This window comes from Bacillus sp. GMs2/2, assembly GCF_050172095.1.
Classification (GTDB): Bacteria; Bacillota; Bacilli; order Bacillales; family Bacillaceae_G; genus Bacillus_A; species Bacillus_A cereus.
Window position 1 is genome coordinate 1 of sequence record NZ_JBNLYE010000636.1, and the last position, 1,555, is coordinate 1,555.

A 1,555-nucleotide genomic window follows, 5' to 3' on the forward strand; every position below is an offset into this window, starting at 1 on the left:
TATAGTAGATGAATTAATGGAAAAAGGTTTTGATGAACGAGACAATATAAACGATTTGGGAAGAGCATTAGAAGAGCTAATTGATATCTTAGGAAATTTAATACCTTAGAAAATGTTAAGCTGTATGGCAATGTTTTTAGCAGATGGAAAGTTCCGTTAATTACAGAATGAAAGATTATATAACTTTTAACAATGCGCTTAATACGAGTGTAGCTATGATTAGAGAGTTTTGTATGTGTAAAATAACTCTAAAAATATAAGGATATATTCTGAGGGCGTATGATTATATAGTATATTTATTGATTCGAATCTTTAAAAGGAGAGGAAACATGGAGAAAATAATAGGGATTATTCTGATTATAGGTGGTATGATTCCATTAATTTATGCAATGATACAAATCTATCGGCAATGGAAAGAAAAAGGGCCTTCTTTTGCTCTTAAATCAATAATTTTCTTAGCCGTAAGCATTTTGCTAGATACTGCAACAACTATTATATTGTGTATAGTAACAGTATTCATTGGTATTTGTTTAATTATCTACACATAATAAGTTCAAGAAGGCTAACTTATCGATTGTTACTAATTGGAGGGATTGGATGAACTTCATTTTACATGGATCTAAACATACAGTTTTAGCTTCCGTTTTTGACTCATTTCAAGGTAGGGAAAAAGAGTTTGATTGGCTTATAACAGACATGGAGATTGTCGCACATCAGGAAGAGAAACTTATCCGAGATTATCCTAAAATGTCGTATCCAATAGTTTGGATAGCAGGTGAAGATCTTTCAAATCTCGTAAAGAAATATAATCCTCAATTTATTTGGGGCGTATTATCTGCTTTTGATAAGTCTATAAACATTGATATTAATAACTTGCTTGTAGAACCCTATGCAAATGGAAACGAAGAACTCTGGGTACCAAGTCCAAATATTAAGCATCCCCAAGCAACACTTGAGATTGTTTGTTGGGATTCGCATATAACGCTTTTTTTTAGTAAAGATGAGGACATCGATGATAAATTTCAAGACTATTTCAAGTCCGCTAAAAAATTGGATTGTTAAATAGGTCGTCCTTGAGTAATAAAATGAATGTATGAATAATAATCTCTTTGATGATTATTGGAATATTAGCTAGTATTTTTGAAAAAGTAACTTGTAAAATTTCGGAGTGAATTGTTAACTTTTGATGCAATAGGAAATCGTAAATAAATTTATGAAGGAGAATTTAGAGTTGGTAGAGTTTTTTGAATATTTATTAATTTTGGTTTTAAATATGCTAGTAGCATCTATCGTATTTTTACAAGAGTACTGCATAGGTAGTATAAGACTGTCTCATTATAGGAGAATCTTTGCTACGGTCATGGCTATACGTTCATTGGTGAGTATATGGATCATTTACCCTATGACAGCTACTCTGTTAGGGACGCTAAATATTTTAGTGATTCAATCAATTATATTACTTTTCCTTTGGGGGCTTATGCAGTGTGTAAAGAAGTACAGAGGAAAGTGGTATATTACAATGATTGCACTTATTATTTATGGTCTTAGCTGTTAT

General features: G+C 31.3%; 3 protein-coding genes. All 3 read left to right on the forward strand.

Features of this window, described 5'->3' with window-relative positions:
- The first annotated feature begins 329 nt into the window (after positions 1-329).
- Complete coding sequence (locus tag ACQGS6_RS28175; protein ID WP_000411162.1) at positions 330-548, forward strand: hypothetical protein; 219 nt, start codon at positions 330-332, stop codon at positions 546-548.
- 49 nt (positions 549-597) lie between these two features.
- Positions 598-1,062 carry a hypothetical protein gene (locus ACQGS6_RS28180; RefSeq protein WP_025966992.1) on the forward strand — a complete coding sequence of 155 codons (465 nt, stop codon included), beginning with the start codon at positions 598-600 and terminating at the stop codon, positions 1,060-1,062.
- 169 nt (positions 1,063-1,231) lie between these two features.
- The coding region (locus ACQGS6_RS28185) for a hypothetical protein (RefSeq protein WP_426966009.1) at positions 1,232-1,555 on the forward strand (324 nt) is incomplete at its 3' end.